This window comes from Streptomyces sp. NPDC059989 (assembly GCF_042736975.1).
GTDB lineage: Bacteria > Actinomycetota > Actinomycetes > Streptomycetales > Streptomycetaceae > Streptomyces.
In genome coordinates this window covers 26,971-41,276 of record NZ_JBHWUO010000033.1, presented here as the reverse complement: position 1 = coordinate 41,276, position 14,306 = coordinate 26,971, and the positions used below count along the sequence as shown (strand labels likewise).

Sequence of the window (14,306 nt, the reverse complement as noted above, 5' to 3'; positions counted from 1 at the left end):
CCCCGTGCGGAGGGCGTCCGGTGACCCACGTCCGCAACGGCGGTGACCTCGTCGTCGAATCCCTCTCCTCACTCGGCGCCGCATCCGTCTTCGGCCTCCCCGGCCAGCACGCCCTGGGCCTCTTCGACGCGCTGCGCCGCTCCCCGCTGCGCTACGTGGGCCTGCGGGTCGAGAACAACGCCGGCTTCGCCGCCGACGGCTACGCCCGCACCGCCGGAACCGTCGCCCCCCTGTTCCTCTCCACCGGACCGGGCGCCCTCACCTCGCTCGCCGCCCTCCAGGAGGCGGCCGCGGCCTCGGTCCCCGTGCTCGCCGTGTCCAGCCAGATCCCCTCGGCCGGGCTCGGCGGCCGCCGCCGCGGCTACCTGCACGAACTCGTCGACCAGCAGGCCAGCTTCCGCGACGTGGTGAAGTCCGTGCACACCGCGCGCACCGCCTCGCAGATCCCCTCCGCCCTGGCCGCGGCCTGGGAGTCCGCGCTCACCGCGCCGTTCGGCCCGGTCTGGGTGGAGGTCCCCCAGGACGTCCTGCTCGCCCCCACCACCGTGCCCCCGGTGACCCGCCTGCGCGCCGAGGCCCGCCCCCTGGCCCCCCGGCCCGAGCTGATCGCCGAGGCGGCCCTGCTCCTGGCGCGGGCCCAGCGGCCGGTCATCCTGGCGGGCGGCGGAGTGGTGCGCTCGGGCGCGACCGCCGAACTGCTCCGGCTCGCCGAGCTGCTGCGCGCCCCGGTGGCCTCCACCTACGGCGCCAAGGGCGCCTTCCCGTGGGAGCACCCGCTCTCCCTGCAGTCCTGGATGGAGGACCGCCACACCACCGACCTTCTGGAGGAGGCCGACGTACTGCTGGTGGTCGGCTCCGGCCTCGGTGAACTCTCCAGCAACTACCACACGTTCGCCCCGCGCGGCCGGCTGATCCAGATCGAGGCGGACCTCGGCAAGCTGGAGTCCAACCACCCCGCCTTCGGCATCCACGCCGACGCCCGGCTCGCCCTGGCCGCGCTGCACGACTCCGTCCCGGCCGGGGAACCCGACGGCCGCGCCGAGGAAGTGGCGGCCGGCCTCCTCAAGCGGGTCCGGGCCCGACTGGACGGGCAAGGGCTGGACCCGGAGCGGGAACTGCTGGCCTCGCTGCGGCGCGCCCTGCCCGACGGCTCCCCGGTCTTCTTCGACATGACCATCCTCGGCTACTGGGCCTGGTCCGCCTTCGACGCCCGCGAACCGAACACGATGCACTCCGCCCAGGGCGCCGGCGGCCTCGGCTACGGATTCCCGGCGGCGCTCGGGGCGGCGGTCGCCACCCCGGACCGCCCGGTGCTCGCCGTCTCCGGGGACGGCGGGGCGATGTACTCGATCGCCGAGCTGGCCACCGCCCGCCAACTCGGCCTGAACGTCACCTGGCTGATCGTCGACGACGGCGGGTACGGCATCCTGCGCGAGTACATGACCGACACCTTCGGCGAGGCCACCGCCACCGAACTCGCCCGCCCGGACTTCGTCCGCCTGGCCGAGTCCTTCGGGGTCCCGGCCACGCTGACCGGCCTTCCCGACGTGGAACGCGACCTCGCCGCGGCCCTGGCCTCCCCCGGCCCGAGCGTCGTGGTCCTCCCCGCCGTGCTCCGCATGTTCGCGCCCACCCACCTCGACGCGGACCGGGAATCCGGCGGCCTAGCGCTGTGACCGGCAAGGTTTGCCGGTCACAGCACTAGCGCTGCCAGACCGTGGTGATGTTGCAGAACTCCCGGATGCCGTGGCCGGACAGCTCGCGGCCGTAGCCGGACCGCTTGACGCCGCCGAAGGGGAGGGCCGGGTGTGAGGCGGTCATGCCGTTGACGAAGACGCCGCCGGCCTGAAGGTCCTCCGCGAAGCGGGCGATGTCCGCCTCGTCGCGGGTCCAGACGTTGGAACTGAGGCCGAAGGGCGTGTCGTTGGCACGCTCGACGGCCTCGTCCAGGCTGCCCACCCGGTAGAGGGTGGCGACGGGGCCGAAGGCCTCCTCCTGGTCGATGCGCATGGCCGGGGTGACGTCCGCGAGGACCGTCGGCTCGTAGAACCAGCCGTGCTCGAACCCGGGCGGGCGCCGGCCGCCGCACAGGACCGTCGCGCCGTGCTCCACGGCGTCGTCGACCAGCTCCTCCAGGTCGGCCCGGCCCGCCTCGGTGGCCAGCGGGCCCACGTCGGTGGCCTCCTCCATCGGGTCGCCCACCGCGAGCGCCGCCATGCCAGCCGTGAAGCGTTCGGCGAACTCGTCGTGGACGTCGGTGTGGACGATGAAGCGCTTGGCGGCGATGCAGGACTGTCCGTTGTTCTGTACGCGGGCGGTGACCGCGGTGCGCGCGGCCTGGGCGATGTCGGCCGACGGCATCACGACGAAGGGGTCGCTGCCGCCGAGCTCCAGGACGGTCTTCTTGACCACGTCCCCGGCCACGGACGCGACCGCGCGGCCCGCCGGCTCGCTGCCCGTCAGGGTGGCCGCCGCCACCCTGGGGTCGCGCAGCACTCCCTCCACGGCCGCCGAGCCGATGAGCAGGGTCTGGAAGCAGCCGCGGGGGAAGCCGGCCCGGTGGAAGAGGTCGCCGAGGTACAGGGCGGTCTGGGGCACGTTCGAGGCGTGCTTGAGGAGTCCCACGTTGCCGGCCATCAGGGCGGGCGCGGCGAACCGGACGACCTGCCAGAGCGGGAAGTTCCACGGCATGACGGCGAGGACCACCCCGATCGGCCGGTAGGTGACGCGGACGGCGGAAGCGCCCGCGTCGCTCACGTCGGCGGCGCCGGGGTGCTCGTCGCCGAGGAGGGATTCCGCGTGGTCGGCGTACCAGCGCATGGACTTCGCGCACTTGGCGGCCTCGGCGCGGGCCGCCGCCAGCGGCTTGCCCATCTCGGTGGTCATGGTCCGCGCGATGTCCTCCGTGTCCTCCTCCAGGAGCGCGGCCGCGCGGGTCAGGAGCTCGCGCCGTTCGGCGAACGTGGTGCGCCGGTACGCGGCGGCCGTCTGCGCGGCGTCCGCCAGGCACCGCTCGATGCCGGCCGCGTCGAGCGCGTCGAAGGTGCGCAGCGTCTGGCCGGTCGTCGGGTTGACGGTGGCGATGGGCATGGTGCGGCCTTCCTGTGCAGGGGGGTGGTCAGCCGCTGCCCACCGCGTCGTCGCAGGCGGGGCAGATCCGGCTCGCGTGCTCCGGGGCGTACCACGGGGCCCCGGGGTCCGCGTGCGGCTCGGCCGGGGCGGCTTGCATGGCGAAGGTGTCCTTGCCGCAGAAGGTCCTCGGGCCGGGGACCGAGGTCGTTCCCGGGGCGGCGGGGACCGCGTGCACGCGGAGGACCGACCGTGCGTCGTCACGTGACAGCTCGTACACCACGAGGATCCCGCTCATACCTCGACGGTAGGCCGCCGCGGGGAGACTCGCCGCATCGACGGTCCGAACGGCGCGCCGCGGGCCCGAGGGGCGCGATCGGGGGCGGACCGCCCGCCGGGCAGGTCCCGGCCGGTCACCGTGGGACCTCCGCCGGAGGGGTACGGCCCGCGGCGCGCGGCCCCGGCCAGTACGCGGCCCGGTCGGCGGCCGGCAGGAGCACCACCGCCAGTACGGGGAACAGCGCGGCCAGCGCGAAGACCGGGGTGTAGCCCCGGTCGGCGATGAGGGCGCCGGCCAGCGGCGGTACGAGGACCACCGCGGCATGCTGGCCCATGCCGTGCACCCCCAGGGCGCGGCCCGCCCAGTCGGGGCCCGCGTACTCGGCGACGGCCGTGTTGTGCAATCCGTTGGTGCTGACCGTCAGGCCCGAGGCGAGCAGCAGGGCCGCCGTGGCGAAGGCCGAGTCCCAGGCGGCTCCGGCCGTGAGCAGGACGAGGTTCGCCGCCGTGGCCGCCGCGAGCAGCCGCATCGGCCGGATCCGGCTTCCCGCGCGGTCGGACCACCAGCCCGCCAGCAGCCGTACCCCCGCCCCTGCCAGGTTGGCCACGGCCAGTACCCCGCCGGCGGCGCCCGGTGACCAGCCGCGCGCCTCGGTGAGGAAGAGCAGGGAGAATCCCGTCACCACGAACTGCGGCACGCACAGCACCGCGGCCGCGCCGTGCAGCCGCCACAGGTGGCCGCCGCGGTACGGGGCGGGGGTCCGTACCCCGCCGGCCGGCCGGTCGGGGCGCGGCGGATCGACGGCGAACAGGGCGATCGCCAGCCCCGCGGCCCCGCACAGCGCGGCGCAGAGGCCGAAGGCCGCGGACAGGCCGGCGTGGTGGGCGACCGGCGGCAGGGCCGCGGCGGCCGCTGCGATGCCGAGCGGCTGTGAGGCCTGTCGGACACCCATCGCGATCCCCCGCCGGTCGGGCGGGAACCAGCCGATGACCAGGCGCCCGGAGGCCGAGTGGACGGAGGATCCGACGGCCCCGGCCAGGACGAGCAGCACGCCCGTCACCCACACCCCGTGCACGACCGCGGCGCCCGCCATCACCCCGGCGGCGGCGAGCAGTCCGACGGCGAGGGCCTTCTGCTCCCCGTACCGGTCGGCGACCACGCCCCAGCCGATCAGGCCGAGCAGGATCCCGATGACGGGGCAGGAGACGAGGACGCCGGCGCCGGCGAGCGAGAGCCCGAGTTCCCGCTGGAAGGCGGGAACCAGGAAGGGCATCCCGTAGAGCGCCGTGGTGCTCGCGGTCTGCCCGCCGGTACCCAGGGCGAGCATCAGCCAACTGCGCGGTATCCGCTGCTCGTTCATGACCTCACCCTAGTCAGCGCACCGACATGTGAGACGAGATGTTTCGCATGTCGAGACTGCTCACAGGAGGGGCGCATGACGGGCCATCAGGTCAACCGTCCCGGACTCTTGACTGTGTTACCTGCGGTAGCCATCCTCGTCCCACAGTTGCGCGGTCCATGACAATCCAGCCGAAGACGTGAGTGATGACCATGACCCGACCCCCACACCGCAGGCGAAAGCCGCTCGCGGTCCTGTCGTTGCTCGTCGCCGTGGTGGCCATGATGCTCGGCCCCGTGCCCAGCTCCGCCGCCTCCGACCCCGGCTGGTGGAACCCGGTCGCGCGGCCGGCGCCCGACTCCCAGATCAACGTCACCGGCGAGCCCTTCAAGGGGACCGACGCCCAGGGCAAGGTGCGGGGCTTCGTCGACGCCCACGACCACATCATGTCCAACGAGGGCTTCGGCGGCCGCCTCATCTGCGGCAAGCCGTTCTCCGACCAGGGGGTCGCCGAGGCGCTCAAGGACTGCCCCGAGCACTACCCCGACGGCACCCTCGCCGTCTTCGACATGATCACCAAGGGCGGTGACGGCAAGCACGACCCCAACGGCTGGCCCACCTTCAAGGACTGGCCCGCCCACGACTCGCTCACCCACCAGCAGAACTACTACGCCTGGGTGGAGCGCGCCTGGCGCGGCGGCCAGCGCGTCCTCGTCAACGACCTCGTCACCAACGGGGTGATCTGCTCGGTCTACTTCTTCAAGGACCGCAGCTGCGACGAGATGACCGCCATCCGCCTGGAGGCGCAGAAGACGTACGACATGCAGGCGTTCATCGACAAGATGTACGGCGGCCCCGGCAAGGGCTGGTTCCGGATCGTCACCGACTCCGCGCAGGCCCGCGACGTCATCCAGCAGGGCAAGCTGGCCGTCATCCTGGGCGTGGAGACCTCCGAACCCTTCGGCTGCAAGCAGATCCTGGACGTCGGGCAGTGCAGCAAGGCGGACATCGACAAGGGCCTGGACGAACTGCACCGCCTGGGCGTGCGCAGCATGTTCCTGTGCCACAAGTTCGACAACGCCCTGTGCGGGGTCCGCTTCGACGAGGGCGCGCTCGGCACCGCGATCAACGTGGGCCAGTTCCTGTCGACCGGCACGTTCTGGCAGACCGAGCAGTGCACGGGCCCGCAGCACGACAACCCCATCGGGCTCGCGGCGGCTCCCCAAGCGCAGAAGGAGCTCCCGCAGGGCGTGTCGGTCCCCTCGTACGCCGCGGACGCGCGGTGCAACTCCCGCGGCCTCACCGAGCTCGGCGAGTACGCGGTGCGCGGCCTGATGAAACGCAAGATGATGCTGGAGATCGACCACATGGGCGTCAAGGCCGCGGGCCGGGCCTTCGACATCCTGGAATCCGAGTCGTACCCGGGCGTGATCTCCTCGCACAGCTGGATGGACCTCGACTGGACCGAGCGGGTCTACAAGCTCGGCGGGTTCGTCGCCAGCTACATGAGCGGCGCCGAGGGGTTCAGCGCCGAGGCCAAGCGCACGGACGCCCTGCGCGAGAAGTACAACGTCGGCTACGGCTACGGCACCGACATGAACGGCGTCGGCGGCTGGCCCGGCCCGCGCGGCGCGGACACCCCGAACCCGGTGCGCTACCCCTTCCGCAGCACCGACGGCGGATCGGTCATCGACAAGCAGACCACCGGCTCGCGCACCTGGGACCTCAACACCGACGGCGCTTCGCACTACGGCCTGGTCCCGGACTGGATCGAGGACATCCGGATCGTCGGCGGCCAGGGCGTGGTGGACGACCTGTTCAAGGGCGCCGAGTCCTACCTGACCACCTGGGGCAAGTCCGAGAAGCACAAGGCCGGGGTCAACCTCGCCACGGGCTCGTCCGCGTCGGCCTCCACCAGCCAGTGGTGGAACCCGTTCGTCGACTACTCCCCCGGCCGGGCCGTGGACGGCGACTCGGGCAGCCGCTGGGCCAGCGAGTGGAACGACAACCAGTGGCTGCGGGTCGACCTCGGTTCCGCGAGCCTGGTGGGCCGCATCACCCTCGACTGGGAACAGGCGTACGGGAAGGCGTACCGGATCGAGGTCTCCACCGACGGCACCAACTGGCAGAACGTATGGTCCACGACGGCCAGTGACGGCGGCCTGGACACGGCCCGGTTCCCGGGGGTGTCGGCCCGCTACGTCCGCGTCCAGGGGGTCCAGCGCGCCACGCAGTGGGGCTACTCGCTCCACGAGGTCGGCGTGTACAGCAGCTGACCGCGGGCGGCCGGGGGCGGGGGGCAGGTTCCCCGCCCCCGGCCGCTTTCCCCGGCCGCCTCCCCCGATCCGCGAAGGGAACCCCATGGCACGGCAGTCCCTGGCCGAGCGGCGCCGGCAGCTCACGGAGGCCGCGATCCGCGCGATGACCCGCGACGGGGTCGCCAGGACGACGACCCGGTCCATCGCCGCCGAGGCGGGCGTGTCCCTGAGCGTCTTCCACTACTGCTTCGACTCCAAGCAGGTCCTGCTGGAATCGGTCATCGAGGCGATCACGGAGCACTACATCACGGTGGTGAAGGAGGCGATCCGGCCGCGGGCCACCCTCCGGGAGACCGTCCGGGCCGGCTTCCAGGCGTACTGGGACCACGTGCACGCGCACCCCGGCGAGCACATGCTCACCTACGAGCTCACCCAGTACGCGCTGCGCCAGCCGGGCTTCGAGCACCTCGCGCGGCGCCAGTACGAGCTGTACGCCGACACCTACACCGGGCTCATCGAGGAGCTGGGCCGGAGCATGGACTTCGAGCTGCGCGTCCCGGCCCCCACGCTGGCCCGCTATCTGGCGGCCATGACCGACGGGCTGACCCTGAGCCTGCTCGTCCTCGGCAAGGACGCCGTCCCGGCCTCGGCGGACATCCTGGACACGATCACCGAGCACGTCGCGAGCCTCGTCGGCGACGAGCCGGCGCGTCAGAGCACGGAGGTCGCGGGCGGGACGGCGTAGCGCGCCAGGAAGAGGTCCACGCCCGAGGAGATGACGCGGGTGAGCTCGGCTTCGTCGACCTCCGAGCCGGGGGCGAAGGTGTGGACGAGCTGGAGCACGCCCACGGTGGAGGCGACCAGCTGCTGGACGGCGAGCGCGGGGTCGGGGGTGTCCAGCCGCCCGCGCTCGTTGAGTTCGACCACGGCCTCGGTCAGCGGGCCGTTGTTCATGTCGAACGTGACCCGGTACCAGAGTTGTCCGAGCTGCGGGAAGCGCTCGGTCTCGCCGATGACCAGGCGGCGCAGGGACATGATGTCGCGGCGCAGCAGCACCGCGGCCCAGTCGGTGTGCAGCCGGATCAGCGCCTCCCGCAGGTCGGGGGCCTCGGCGAGGGTGGAGCTGCAGGGCTCCAGGCCCGCGTACGTCTGGGGCAGGATGCCCGCGATGACCGCGAGGAAGAGCCGTTCCTTGTTGCCGAAGTGCTTGTAGATCGTCGCCTTGGACACGCCGGAGCGGCTGGTGATGGCGTCCATGGAGGCCGCGGAGTAGCCCTCGGCCAGGAACTCGGTGACCGCCGCGTCGATGATCGCCTGCCGCTTGCGCTGGGCGGCGTCGGAGGGGCCGGGGATGATCGGGATCCCGAACTCGTCCGTGGCGTTCGTCGTCTCGGCGTCCATGGGGGTGTCCTTCGAATCTGCTGCGTCGCGGGCGAGGGGCGCCAGTATATGAACTGAACCGTTCCGTCGACAAGCTGAACCAACCGGTTCAGTGATGTGCACCGCCCCTCCTGACGCCGTAAACGGCCGATCCCCCTGCGCCGCCCGCGCTCCGGCGGTGCAGGGGGATCGAAAGGAGGGGCGGGGCAGGCCAGGTCAGGTCCGGGCCAGCAGCGTGGTCATGACCTTGTGGAGGACGGTTTCCGGATCGTCCACCGCGTCCTCCGAGCGCCAGGCCACGAAGCCGTCCGGGCGGACGACGACGGCGCCGGCCGGCGTCGTGCCGTGGACCTCGGCCCAGTCGGCACCGTCCTGCGGCACCAGGTCGGCTTCCGGGCCGGTGCCGATCGCGTACGCGCCCAGGTCCATCTCCAGCCGCTTGCCGACGGACCGCGCCGCCGCCCGCCAGGGGGTGCCATCGGCACTGAGCACGACGAAGGACCGCTCGTAGAGGTCCACGGTTGACTTGCGCTCGCCGGCCTCGGTGAGCCACATGTGCGGAGCGCGCGTGCCCGGATCGCCGACGAGCCTCATCCGTTCGGGGACGACGGGCAGTTCCGGGTCGGTGCCCAGGACGGCGCCCTCCCGGTAGCGGTAGCCCATGGCCACGGACAGCACCCCGCCCTGCCGTCCGCCGCCGCGCGCGGCGGGTGCGGAGCCGCTGCCCGAGCCGTTGACCGAGCCGGTGGCCGCGTCGCCGGCCGGGTCGGGGGCGGGCTCGTACCCGGGGTGGCTGTGCTCCGCCGAGCGGGCCGAGGCGCGCTCGCTCGTCGCCCGCGCGACCGGCAGCCGCTCGGCCTCGTAGGTCTCCAGCAGTCCCGGGCCCGCCGTGCCGTTCAGCACCGCGGCCAGCTTCCATGCCAGGTTGTGCGCGTCCTGGATGCCGGTGTTCGAGCCGAACGCCCCGGTGGGGGACATCTCGTGGGCGGAGTCGCCGGCGAGGAAGACCCGCCCGGCCCCGTACCGCTCGGCGACCCGCTCCGCGGCGTGCCACGGAGCCTTGCCGGTGATCTCGACGTCCAGGTCCGGCGCGCCGACGGCCCGCCGGATGTGCGCGACGCAGCGCTCGTCGGTGAAGTCCTCCATCGTCTCGCCCCGGTCGGGGTGCCAGGGCGCGTGGAAGACCCACCGCTCACGGTTGTCGACGGGCAGCAGGGCCCCGTCCGCGTCGGGTTTGGTCAGGTAGCAGACGATGAAGCGCCGGTCGCCGACCACCTCCGCGAGGCCGCGGGACCGGAAGGTGATGCTCACGTTGTGGAAGAGGTCTCCGTGGCCGCTCTGGCCGATGCGCAGCTGTTCCCGGACGGGACTGCGCGGCCCGTCGGCGGCGACGAGGTAGTCCGCGCGCACCGTGCTGTGCTCCCCGGTCTCCCGGTTCTTCACGATCGCGGTCACACCGGTGTCGTCGGGGGCGAAGGAGAGGAGCTCGGTGGAGAACCGCAGCTCCGCCCCGAGGGTGGGGGTCACGGACATCAGGACCGGCTCGATGTCGTTCTGGCTGCACAGGCACCACGCCGACGGGCTGAAGCGGGCGAGCGCGCCCCCGGGGTCGATCTCCTCGAACAGCCACTCCATGTCGTCGCCGGTCAGTGAGCCGCCCTGCATGATTCCGTGGTTGTCCGCCAGGACCGAGGCGGCCTCACGGATCCGGGCCTCCACACCGGCGACCCGGAACAGCTCCATGGTCCGTACGTTGATACCGCGTCCGCGCGGGTGCGAAGAGGTGCCCGCATGCTTCTCGACCAGCATGTGCCTGATGCCATGCCGGCCCAGAAAGAGCGAGGTGCACAGGCCCACCAGCGAGCCGCCCACGATGAGGACAGGGACGCGGTGGTCGACGTTTTCCTTCATGGCTCTTCCATGCCCTCTACGAGGGCTCTTCCCTCGCCCGTTCACCCGCTTGGTGCTCCCCTCTCGCGCCGATGGCAGTACCGGACAACGATCGGGTTCGGGTGGCGTCGCCCCCTGGCGACCGCGAAGTCTCGAAGGAGTGTGAACGATGACAACCTTGTCTGAACGGATATCCCAGTCCGCCTTCGACGGCTCGAGGCTTCGGGTCGTACTGCTGCTGGACCTGTACGACGGGGCTCAGAACCAGTTCCTGCAGGTGTACGAACGCCTGCGCAATCAGGTGGCGTCCGTCCCCGGGCACATCAGCGACGAGCTGTGCCAGTCGATCGAGAACCCCTCGCAGTGGCTCATCACCAGCGAATGGGAGAGCGCCCCCCGCTTCCTCGCGTGGCTGAACAGCGAGGACCACGTCGCCTCGGTCCAGCCGTTGCACGGCTGTGTGCGCGACACCCGCTCGCTTCGGTTCAGCGTGATGCGGGTGACCGGCAACACCCCGGCACCCGACCGGCTGGCCTCCCTCGCCCCGGCACCCGCCCCCCGGCAGGGCGACGGCGTCGTACGCCACGCCCTCACCTTCACCGTCAAGCCCGGCAGCGAGTCCGTCGTCGCGGAGCTGCTGGCCGGCTACACCTCCCCGCAGGCCCGGGTCGACGACAAGACCCGGCTGCGCCGCACCTCCCTCTTCATGCACGGCAACCGCGTCGTGCGGGCGGTCGAGGTGGAGGGCGACCTCCTCGCGGCCCTGCGCCATGTGGCCCTACAGCCCGAGGTCAGGGCTCTGGAGGAGGCGATCAACCCGTACCTGGAGCAGGACCGGGACCTGGCCGATCCGGCATCGGCCCGGCTGTTCTTCACCCGCGCGGCGCTCCCCGCCGTCCACCACGTGGCGGCCGGCGGCCCCGAGTCCGCGAACATCCGGCGGCACGCGCTCTTCTACCCGGCCAAGGACGGGTCGGGCATGGCGCTCGCCCGGCTGCTGGCCGACCAGGACGAGGCGGCCGTGGACGACCCGGAGAGTCCGATCGAGGCCAGCACCGTCTTCCAGCGCGACGACTTCGTCGTCCGGCTGCTCGACATGCGCGGTCCGCTCGCCGCCCGGCCCGCCCTGGCGCTCGGCGTCGAGGGCGGCCACAAGGCGGCCGTGCTCGCCCGGCTGCTCGACAGCGCCAAGGACGGCGTCCCCACCACCGACCTGGAGATCTCGCAGTTCCTCGCGCGCTCCGAAATGCGTCTGATCACCGACCGGCGTACGCCGGTGAAAGACTGAGGAGATGGCCGTCATGACCGCTCGACTGACGATGGAAGAACTGGCCGCCCTGATGAAGAAGGGCGCCGGCATCACCGTCGATCCCGCCGCCATGGCGAGCCGCCCCGACTCGGGCTTCGACGAGTGGGGCCTCGACTCCCTCGGGCTCCTCGGCATCGTCGGGGAGCTGGAGACCCGGCACAGCCGGCCGCTCCCCGCCGACGCCGACCGGTGCAAGTCGCCGCGGGAGTTCCTCGACCTCGTCAACAACAGCCTCATGACGGGCACGACCTGACGCCACCCGCGCAACGCCCCCGAGACCGGCTCCGGGCCGGTCTCGGGGGCGTTCGGCGTGCGGCGTGCGGCGTGCGATGTGATGGGCGCCGGGATCAGCCGGGCACGGCGCACTCGAACGCGTGCAGGTAGGCGTTGACCGGCCGGATCTCGCCGACCACCAGTCCGGCGTCCGCGATCCGGCTGACCAGGCTGTGCTTGGTGTGCTTCGCGCCGCCCACGTTGAGCAGCAGCATCAGGTCCATGGCCGTGGTGAACCTCATGGACGGGGTGTCGTCCACCAGGTTCTCGATGACGACGACCCTGGCCCCGGGGCGGGCCGCCCCGATGACGTTGCGCAGGGTCCTGCGGGTGCTGTCGTCGTCCCACTCCAGGATGTTCTTGATGATGTACAGATCGGCCTCGACCGGGATCGCCTCGCGGCAGTCCCCGGGCACGATGACGGCGCGGTCGGCGAGCGGACCGCCTTCCCGCAGCCGCGGGTCGGCCTTGGCCGCCACTCCCGGCAGGTCGAGGAGGACCCCCCGTACGGCCGGGTGCTTCTCCAGCAGGCTCGCCAGTACGTGCCCCTGGCCGCCGCCGATGTCCGCGACCACCGAGACGCCGGTGAGGTCGAGGAGTTCCGCGACGTCCAGGGCCGACTGCATGCTGGACGTGGTCATGGCCCGGTTGAACACGTGGGCCGATTCGTGCGCGTCCTGGTGCAGGTAGTCGAAGAACCCCTTGCCGAAGAGCTCGTGGAACACGCTTCCGCCGGTGCGGACCGCGTCGTCGAGCCGGGGCCAGGCCTGCCAGGTCCAGGGCTCCGTGCACCACAGGGAGATGTAGCGCAGGCTGTGCGGATCGTCCTCGCGCAGCAGTCGTGACATCTCGGTGTGGACGAACTCTCCGTCCGCCGTCTCCGCGAAGATCCCGTAGCAGGACAGGGCGCGGAGCAGCCGGCGCATCGGCTGCGGCTCGCAGTCCACCGCCGCCGCGAGCTCGTCCGCCGTGGCGGGCGACTCGCCCAGCGCGTCGGCCACGCCGAGGCGGGCCGCCGCTCGTACGGCGGCGGCGCAGGCCGCACCGAAGACCAGCTCGCGCAGCCGCATGGCCGGCTGGGCGTCCGGGGTGGTGGGGGTGGGGATGGGTGTGGGGGTCGGACTTACCGTGGTCATTCGGCCTCGATTCGCCTGAGGAGGGGGAGCACGGGTCAGCACATCCCTGCGGGCTGGGACGTCACGCACCGGTTGTCGAGGAACCTGTTGCCGGATCCGGTCCCCGTGTTGGCGAGGTCGGCCGGCAGGTTGTCGCGTACGTCGTTGTCCTGGATGACGTTGTCGGTGTTCGTGGCGCCCACGAAGCTCTTGAAGAGCAGGATTCCGCCCGAGAGCGGCGAGGAGCCCACGTTGCCCCGGATGGAGTTCGAACGGACGGTCGTCTCCTCGGCTCCGGTGAGGACGATGCCGACGCCCTGGATGTCGGGGAGGCGGGTGTTGCCCTTGCAGAACTTGTTGTTCTCGTGGATCTCGTTGCCGCTGATGGTCATGTCCCCGGCGCCCGGCTCGCCCTCGTCGCCGACGACGAACACCCCGCCGCAGTTGCCGGTGAGGATGTTGTCGGTGACGGAGAGGTTCCGCACCCGCCGGACCGTGACCCCGATCCGGTTGCCCGTCATCATGTTGTCGTCGACCACCGCGCCCAGGGTGTCGGTGGCGCCGCCCTCGCGCTGGATGGTGTTGGCGAGGAAGATGCCGGACTCCGCGTTGTCGCGGGCCAGGTTGCGCCGGAACACCCCGCGGGTGGAGCGCTCCTGGGCGATGCCCCAGGTCCCGTTCTTCTCGGCGGTCACCCGCTCGACCCTGAGCCGGTCGGTGTAGGAGGCCCAGATGCCGCTCTTCTTGAAGCCCGTCAGTTTCAGCTGCCGGATCGTCACCCGGTCGACGGTCTTCTCGGCGGTCCCTATGACGCAGATACCGTTGCCCGACTGTGCGCAGGCGTTGTCGGCGCGCACGGGCGCGACCGGCGGCGTGATCACGGTCTTGGCTCCGGACCCGCGCAGGGTCAGGGGCTTCGTGATGTGCACGCTCTCGTGGTAGGTGCCGGCGAGCACGGTGATGCTGTCTCCCGGCTGTGCGGCGTCCACCGCTTCCTGGATCGATTCTCCCGGATGCACCACGTGTCTGGCCGCCGCGGCGGCGGGCGGCGTTGCCACGCCGAGGCCTGCGGCCATGACGACTGAGATGCATGCGAGGACCGTGAACTGTCGGTTCGTCACGATCCCGAAGTTATGGGCGATCACCGCCTCTCGCCACATTAGGTGAGCGGATGGATACCTCCGGTGGGCAAACGGCCTCATTCTGAGGGCCGTCGGAGTGTACGGCCGTCGCCGGCGGTGCGACCGCAAAGCTGTGGACCGGCTCCAACGGGGCCGTCGTCCCCAGCGGCACCGGAGGTTCCTCTTTTCGCCATACCGCTCCCGAGACCGGGCCGTACGTCCGACCCTCGCGGTAACCTGGGCCTGCCGTCCCGCTGCCCGGGCGGCTCCGT

At 71.9% G+C, this 14,306-nt stretch carries 12 protein-coding genes; 5 read left to right on the top strand and 7 right to left on the bottom strand.

Annotated elements, in window-relative coordinates; all coding sequences use genetic code 11:
• Positions 1-20 precede the first annotated feature (20 nt).
• Positions 21-1,676 (top strand): thiamine pyrophosphate-binding protein, encoded by a 1,656-nt coding sequence (locus tag ACFWBN_RS26690; RefSeq protein ID WP_385179827.1) that lies wholly within the window; start codon positions 21-23, stop codon positions 1,674-1,676.
• A 25-nt stretch (positions 1,677-1,701) separates the two neighbouring features.
• Here ACFWBN_RS26690 and ACFWBN_RS26685 read toward each other — a convergent pair whose 3' ends face one another.
• The 3 genes from ACFWBN_RS26685 to ACFWBN_RS26675 form a co-directional block, all read right to left on the bottom strand.
• The gene (locus tag ACFWBN_RS26685; protein ID WP_385179824.1) at positions 1,702-3,090 is read right to left on the bottom strand and encodes an NADP-dependent succinic semialdehyde dehydrogenase; all 1,389 of its coding nucleotides are present in this window, start codon (positions 3,088-3,090) and stop codon (positions 1,702-1,704) included.
• 28 nt (positions 3,091-3,118) lie between these two features.
• On the bottom strand, positions 3,119-3,367 hold the full coding sequence (locus tag ACFWBN_RS26680; RefSeq protein ID WP_385179821.1) for a hypothetical protein: 249 nt from the start codon (positions 3,365-3,367) through the stop codon (positions 3,119-3,121).
• Between the two features lie 115 nt (positions 3,368-3,482).
• Positions 3,483-4,709, bottom strand: coding sequence for an MFS transporter (locus tag ACFWBN_RS26675; protein WP_385179818.1), 1,227 nt, complete (start codon positions 4,707-4,709; stop codon positions 3,483-3,485).
• Positions 4,710-4,900: 191 nt separating this feature from the next.
• Here ACFWBN_RS26675 and ACFWBN_RS26670 point away from each other — a divergent pair, with 191 nt between their 5' ends.
• Both ACFWBN_RS26670 and ACFWBN_RS26665 read left to right on the top strand, forming a co-directional pair.
• Positions 4,901-6,964: a discoidin domain-containing protein gene (locus ACFWBN_RS26670; protein WP_385179815.1), complete on the top strand. Its 2,064-nt coding sequence runs from the start codon at positions 4,901-4,903 to the stop codon at positions 6,962-6,964.
• 85 nt (positions 6,965-7,049) lie between these two features.
• Positions 7,050-7,691 carry a TetR/AcrR family transcriptional regulator gene (locus tag ACFWBN_RS26665; protein WP_385179812.1) on the top strand — a complete coding sequence of 214 codons (642 nt, stop codon included), beginning with the start codon at positions 7,050-7,052 and terminating at the stop codon, positions 7,689-7,691.
• Here ACFWBN_RS26665 and ACFWBN_RS26660 read toward each other — a convergent pair.
• Together ACFWBN_RS26660 and ACFWBN_RS26655 are read right to left on the bottom strand one after the other, a co-directional pair.
• Positions 7,658-8,347: a TetR/AcrR family transcriptional regulator gene (locus ACFWBN_RS26660; protein ID WP_385179809.1), complete on the bottom strand. Its 690-nt coding sequence runs from the start codon at positions 8,345-8,347 to the stop codon at positions 7,658-7,660. The genes ACFWBN_RS26665 and ACFWBN_RS26660 overlap by 34 nt on opposite strands.
• Before the next feature lie 195 nt (positions 8,348-8,542).
• Positions 8,543-10,237, bottom strand: coding sequence for an FAD-dependent oxidoreductase (locus ACFWBN_RS26655; protein WP_385179806.1), 1,695 nt, complete (start codon positions 10,235-10,237; stop codon positions 8,543-8,545).
• A 148-nt stretch (positions 10,238-10,385) separates the two neighbouring features.
• Between ACFWBN_RS26655 and ACFWBN_RS26650 the strand changes: the two genes are divergently transcribed.
• Both ACFWBN_RS26650 and ACFWBN_RS26645 read left to right on the top strand, forming a co-directional pair.
• The gene (locus ACFWBN_RS26650) at positions 10,386-11,504 is read left to right on the top strand and encodes a SchA/CurD-like domain-containing protein (protein WP_385179802.1); all 1,119 of its coding nucleotides are present in this window, start codon (positions 10,386-10,388) and stop codon (positions 11,502-11,504) included.
• Positions 11,505-11,517: 13 nt separating this feature from the next.
• On the top strand, positions 11,518-11,778 hold the full coding sequence (locus tag ACFWBN_RS26645; RefSeq protein ID WP_385179799.1) for an acyl carrier protein: 261 nt from the start codon (positions 11,518-11,520) through the stop codon (positions 11,776-11,778).
• 94 nt (positions 11,779-11,872) lie between these two features.
• Here ACFWBN_RS26645 and ACFWBN_RS26640 read toward each other — a convergent pair whose 3' ends face one another.
• Together ACFWBN_RS26640 and ACFWBN_RS26635 are read right to left on the bottom strand one after the other, a co-directional pair.
• Positions 11,873-12,934 (bottom strand): methyltransferase, encoded by a 1,062-nt coding sequence (locus tag ACFWBN_RS26640; protein WP_385179796.1) that lies wholly within the window; start codon positions 12,932-12,934, stop codon positions 11,873-11,875.
• Positions 12,935-12,969: 35 nt separating this feature from the next.
• Positions 12,970-14,034: a nitrous oxide reductase family maturation protein NosD gene (locus ACFWBN_RS26635; protein WP_385179793.1), complete on the bottom strand. Its 1,065-nt coding sequence runs from the start codon at positions 14,032-14,034 to the stop codon at positions 12,970-12,972.
• Between the last annotated feature and the right edge of the window lie 272 nt (positions 14,035-14,306).

Bases quoted from the DNA above. Each gene is read 5' to 3' on its own strand.
- ACFWBN_RS26655 (WP_385179806.1), bottom strand. From the start codon at position 10,237: ATGAAGGAAAACGTCGACCACCGCGTCCCTGTCCTCATCGTGGGCGGC.
- ACFWBN_RS26640 (WP_385179796.1), bottom strand. From the start codon at position 12,934: ATGACCACGGTAAGTCCGACCCCCACACCCATCCCCACCCCCACCACC.
- ACFWBN_RS26650 (WP_385179802.1), top strand. From the start codon at position 10,386: ATGACAACCTTGTCTGAACGGATATCCCAGTCCGCCTTCGACGGCTCG.
- ACFWBN_RS26660 (WP_385179809.1), bottom strand. From the start codon at position 8,347: ATGGACGCCGAGACGACGAACGCCACGGACGAGTTCGGGATCCCGATC.
- ACFWBN_RS26680 (WP_385179821.1), bottom strand. From the start codon at position 3,367: ATGAGCGGGATCCTCGTGGTGTACGAGCTGTCACGTGACGACGCACGG.
- ACFWBN_RS26645 (WP_385179799.1), top strand. From the start codon at position 11,518: ATGACCGCTCGACTGACGATGGAAGAACTGGCCGCCCTGATGAAGAAG.
- ACFWBN_RS26665 (WP_385179812.1), top strand. From the start codon at position 7,050: ATGGCACGGCAGTCCCTGGCCGAGCGGCGCCGGCAGCTCACGGAGGCC.
- ACFWBN_RS26685 (WP_385179824.1), bottom strand. From the start codon at position 3,090: ATGCCCATCGCCACCGTCAACCCGACGACCGGCCAGACGCTGCGCACC.
- ACFWBN_RS26675 (WP_385179818.1), bottom strand. From the start codon at position 4,709: ATGAACGAGCAGCGGATACCGCGCAGTTGGCTGATGCTCGCCCTGGGT.
- ACFWBN_RS26670 (WP_385179815.1), top strand. From the start codon at position 4,901: ATGACCCGACCCCCACACCGCAGGCGAAAGCCGCTCGCGGTCCTGTCG.